The sequence below is a fragment of the Desulfobacterium sp. N47 genome, assembly GCF_051233685.1.
Classification (GTDB): Bacteria; Desulfobacterota; Desulfobacteria; order Desulfobacterales; family RPRI01; genus RPRI01.
The window spans coordinates 1-4,481 of sequence record NZ_JBAMMY010000169.1; the positions used below are offsets into that span (position 1 = coordinate 1).

A 4,481-nucleotide genomic window follows, 5' to 3' on the forward strand; every position below is an offset into this window, starting at 1 on the left:
TCGGCCCAGATCCATAAAGCAAATCCATACGAGTCATTCATGTTGGTCTGGTTAAGTCCCTTAAACCAGCAAAGAAACATTGCATAAACACCCCATAACAGCACAGTGCCTGCCGCACTTATCCACAGAGCAAACTGCCATGCCGGACAGCGCTTAAGTTCCCCGGATATAATCTTTGAATCCATAAATTTTATACCTTGATATCTGTAATATTACCGATTAGTTCTTTTCGTTTTTAAGATAATTGTCACCTGCGTCTCTAACCCACTTTTTGCTTGAAAGATAATAAATCTTGGGATTTGTCTGAAGTCTTTCAAGAAGCCGGAAGGCGTTTTTATTTTTTTTAAGTTCGTAAACCGCATGATCCGGATTATTAAGATCCCCGAATGTAATCGCCCCGGCAGGACACGCCTCCGCGCAAGCCGTCTGGTATTCATTTTCTTCTATCTCGCTGCGGCCCTCGTAATAAGCTTTGTCTTTAGCGAGCTGATACCTGTGAAAACAAAAAGTGCATTTTTCTACAACTCCTCTCATGCGAACGGAGACATCCGGGCTTAAGTAGTTTTCCATCCCTTTGGGCCAAACAGGATCCCACCAGTTAAAATACCTTGCATGATAAGGACATGCGGCCATGCAATACCGGCAGCCGAAGCATCTCGTATAAATCTGGCTTACAATTCCCGTTTCCTTGTTGTAGTCGGTAGCCGTTGCAGGACAAACGGAAACACAGGGCGAATGTCCGTCATTCCCTTTTCCTGCGCAGTGCTGGCAGGGTCTTGGAAGATAACAAATATCGGTATCAGGATATGATTTGCCGTTTGTAAGTTTGTAAACCCTCATCCATGTTATACTGAGAAGCTTTTTAGATTCATCTTCCCTGAATGGAACATTATTTTCAGCCATACAGGCAACCATGCAGGACCCGCAGCCGGTGCATTTGTCCAGATCAATTACCATTCCAAATTTTTTAGCATTTTTATGATTATTTTCTTCTTTCATTCAAACCTCATGCTTTATCAGGCTTTGATCAGACAGGCCCTTATTCCCCAACCCGCATCAAGACCGGAAGCCGGATCTTCCGGACCACCGATAAGTTCATTAACATTAACGCCCTTGCCGGCGAGATAATTGTCATATGCGCTGTGGCCAAGTCCCCTCGGCATAGCTACAAGACCCGGCATAATTCCCTCAAACAGATGTATTTTAACCTTTGCCTTTCCTCTGACAGTTTCAATTATTGCATAGTTTTCATCCAAAAATCCTAATGCTTTTGCGGTAATAGGATTTATTTCAACAAAACCATCATTGCCTTTTAGCATGGTATCCTCAACCGTTTTTACAGCAAAAGGCGGATCACCTATATATCCGCTTGCAATCCTCAAAGAATCATAGGGGATAAGAAAAAGCGGATATTTATCCGGCTCACCCTCGGCAGCAAGAACAGTATACAAACTTTTGAAATCGGAAAATCCTGCTTTAAAATCAAATTTTATTGATGTTGTTTCAAGCGCTGCAGGTGTTAGCGCTCTGTCTTCCATAAACCCTTGCTCCGAAAGTACTTTCCAGTTATCGCCAAAAGCTTCTTCCAGATAAGAATCATAACTGTTCCACATAAAAGAGTTTGCAACAGGAGAACCCATTTTCTTTGCTATCTGAAGGATTGCATCTCCGGCATGTTTTGTATCAAACTGCGGGTTTATAACCGGGCTTGAAAGGCTGACAACAGGTTTTTGAAGTGATGCGGCATAAACATCCTCATAACGCTCAAGATAAACATGGTTGGGCAAAATAAGATCCGAATTTGTTGCAGTCTCATCCATAAATGATGAAAAACTTACAATAAAAGGAATCTTTGCAAAAGCTTTCCTTACGGAATTTGAATCGGCCAAAGAATATAAAGGATTTGATTCATAAACGAAAAGAACATTAGCAGTGTATTTTCCTGAGTTAACATTATCTGCAAAACTATTGGCAGGCTTTGCTGCCTGATCCGCAAAACCGGGCAATGAAAAATATCCGGGACCGGAAAAGATGAAAACGCCTCCTTTTTTGTTTATGTTCCCAACAAGTGCATTTAACGCCTGTACCGCCATGATTTCACCCAGCGAACTCTGCGCTCTGCCCTGCCCTCTTCCGCAGACTGCAAGCGGTTTTGCGGCAGCTGCAAATTCAAGTGCAATGGCTTCGATAGTTTCTTTCTTAATTCCAGTAATATTTTCAACATTGTCAGGCGAATAGAAAGATTGAACAAATGCGGCGAATTCTGCAAACCCTGAAGTATTATTATATGTAAAATCTTTGTTAAAGAGTGATTTTGCAATAATCACATTTGCGATACCAAGTGCAAGGGCGTATTCGGTTCCCGGATTAATGGGAATCCATTTATCTGATTTTGCGGCAGTATTTGAAAGGCGGGGTTCAATCTGCATGATCTTGCCACCGGCCTTACGGAAAATGCTGTTTGCCCGGATCATGTGAACCGGTGATCCCCAGCCTTCAACAATTCCGCTTCCAAAACTTAAGATATAACCGGAATTTTTGATATCAAAGGCAAGTTGTGCTTTTAGCCCTGAAGAACGAAAAACTGCAAGCCCATAAGAATCCGCAACAGAAGGCATCTTCATAAAACCTGAAGAACCGCACACCGAAAGAAATCTTTTAAAAAGCGCAGGCACAGTACCATTATCTTTACCGGAAATGCAGGAAACAGAGCCTGATTCTCCGTTTTTTCTTAAATCCCCAAGCTTTTGCGCAACTTCTGCAATCGCTTCTTCCCAGGATATTGCGCTCCATTTTCCGGCTCCTCTTTCACCAACTCTTTTAAGCGGAGATTTTATACGGGCAGGGCCATAGAGAAGCTGCAATCCCGAAAGTCCCAAAGCACAAATTCCTCCGTCATTTACAGGATGCCCTTTTATGCCTTCTATTTTAACAGCCCGGCCATTAATCTTTCTCACAGAAATTCCACAGCCGCCCGGACATAGTGTGCATGCCGAATTAACATAAGTTGCTTCACCTTTAGGCGGCACAGGAGTCCATGGCCATGCCTGAGTCCATATTGCGCTGTCATCCATCAGCTTCCAGGGCAATGGTGAAAGCATAATACCGGCTGCACTGCCGATTCCAAGCGACAAGAAAGCTCTTCTGTCCATATTCATGAGTTTTTCCTCTTATTACTTATGACACACAAAACATGCCTCTTTACCGGTTTGGACACTTGACTTCCCGCCGGTTTCCTTTTCATGGCATTTTGCGCAATCATCCATCTTCATCCTGTCCCAGGAATTCTCCTTGTTTCCGGCAATGCTCTTTCCCCAGATATCACGGCTGTAACCCGTGATCCTGTTTTGTTCATATGTTTTCAAACTTTTTGATTCTCCCATTGGCCCATGGCAGACAGCGCACTCCATTTTGGCTTTTTTAACATGTGCAGTATGGGAGAAGAAAACACAGTCCGGCTGCTTTGAATAAATTAGCCACGGAACTTCTTTCTCCTTCAAAACATATTCTTCAACAAATACTTTCTCGCCTGGACTATCGCCCTGCACTTCCTGGTGACAGTCCAGACATTGTGCAAGCCTGGGAACCCCCGCAAAGCTGCCATCTTCCCGGAAAATATGGCAACTCTCACAGCCATTATCTACCTGCCCGATATGAAGAGCATGATTAAAATCAACAGGTTGCTCTTTCTTTGAATAAAGAAGTTTTGGGAAAACAACCCATCCTATTATAAGACTTACAACAAAACCGGTTATAAAAAAAAGGATACCAGATCCAAGTTTAAATTCTTTCCGCCTCTTTTTAACCGCTTTCATAGACGATGTTTTAATACCTTCTTGTTCTGCTTTGGTATAAACTTTTTTAGTCTTATCGTCCGTTTCGCTCATTTTCACTCCGTCATACCAACGTTTATAGTCCCTGTCGGGGAATGTGTATTTATTTTTATTATTTATTCAATTTAATACAACAAATGCCTACTCTGTGAGATAATTCTTGTCAAGAAATTTTCAAATTCATGAAAATCCGTGAAGGCATTAAGATACACATGCAAATTCTTTAAAAAAAATTATTTTTCTCTATAATCATTTTATTGTTTTTGATTTAATTGAAATATTTTTTAGGCTGGCCAATAAAGCGGCAATATTTTCATCTGACATATTTAGCTCATGTTTAAGCAGCAATTTTGTTTCCACAATACGCTCGGAAGCAATTTTAAGCCAGCGGCTGACCGTACTTGATTTTACTCCAAGAACTTCTTTTAAATGATTCAATGAATGCCCTTCTCCTAAAAGTTGGCTCCTCGCTAAAAAGTATGGGTAATCCGATTCAAGACATGATAGATAGTGTCTGAACGGAAAGTCATAGTTTTTTTAAAGTCAGCCGGATAGCTGATGGCAGTTTATTAAATTACTACCATTCAAATCATTGGCATCCGATTGTGAATCAAGTTTTTGCGATATTTTCTCAACAACCGGACGCAC

4 protein-coding genes and 1 pseudogene are annotated in these 4,481 nt (G+C 41.6%); all 5 read right to left on the minus strand.

Annotated elements, in window-relative coordinates; genetic code table 11:
• Positions 1–185: pseudogene (locus VXK47_RS10870) on the minus strand (menaquinone reductase integral membrane subunit QrcD); the annotation flags it as partial.
• Between the two features lie 34 nt (positions 186–219).
• On the minus strand, positions 220–999 hold the full coding sequence (gene qrcC, locus VXK47_RS10875; protein WP_435548805.1) for a 4Fe-4S dicluster domain-containing protein: 780 nt from the start codon (positions 997–999) through the stop codon (positions 220–222).
• A gap of 17 nt (positions 1,000–1,016) precedes the next feature.
• Positions 1,017–3,158 (minus strand): molybdopterin-containing oxidoreductase family protein, encoded by a 2,142-nt coding sequence (gene qrcB, locus VXK47_RS10880; protein WP_435548806.1) that lies wholly within the window; start codon positions 3,156–3,158, stop codon positions 1,017–1,019.
• A 15-nt stretch (positions 3,159–3,173) separates the two neighbouring features.
• Positions 3,174–3,887: a cytochrome c3 family protein gene (gene qrcA, locus VXK47_RS10885; RefSeq protein WP_435548807.1), complete on the minus strand. Its 714-nt coding sequence runs from the start codon at positions 3,885–3,887 to the stop codon at positions 3,174–3,176.
• 195 nt (positions 3,888–4,082) lie between these two features.
• Positions 4,083–4,271 carry a hypothetical protein gene (locus VXK47_RS10890; RefSeq protein ID WP_435548808.1) on the minus strand — a complete coding sequence of 63 codons (189 nt, stop codon included), beginning with the start codon at positions 4,269–4,271 and terminating at the stop codon, positions 4,083–4,085.
• Positions 4,272–4,481: the final 210 nt, after the last annotated feature.

What these genes read in the sequence shown, in the direction of transcription:
- qrcC (WP_435548805.1), bottom strand. Translation starts at nt 999, where the DNA reads ATGAAAGAAGAAAATAATCATAAAAATGCTAAAAAATTTGGAATGGTA.
- qrcB (WP_435548806.1), bottom strand. Translation starts at nt 3,158, where the DNA reads ATGAATATGGACAGAAGAGCTTTCTTGTCGCTTGGAATCGGCAGTGCA.
- qrcA (WP_435548807.1), bottom strand. Translation starts at nt 3,887, where the DNA reads ATGAGCGAAACGGACGATAAGACTAAAAAAGTTTATACCAAAGCAGAA.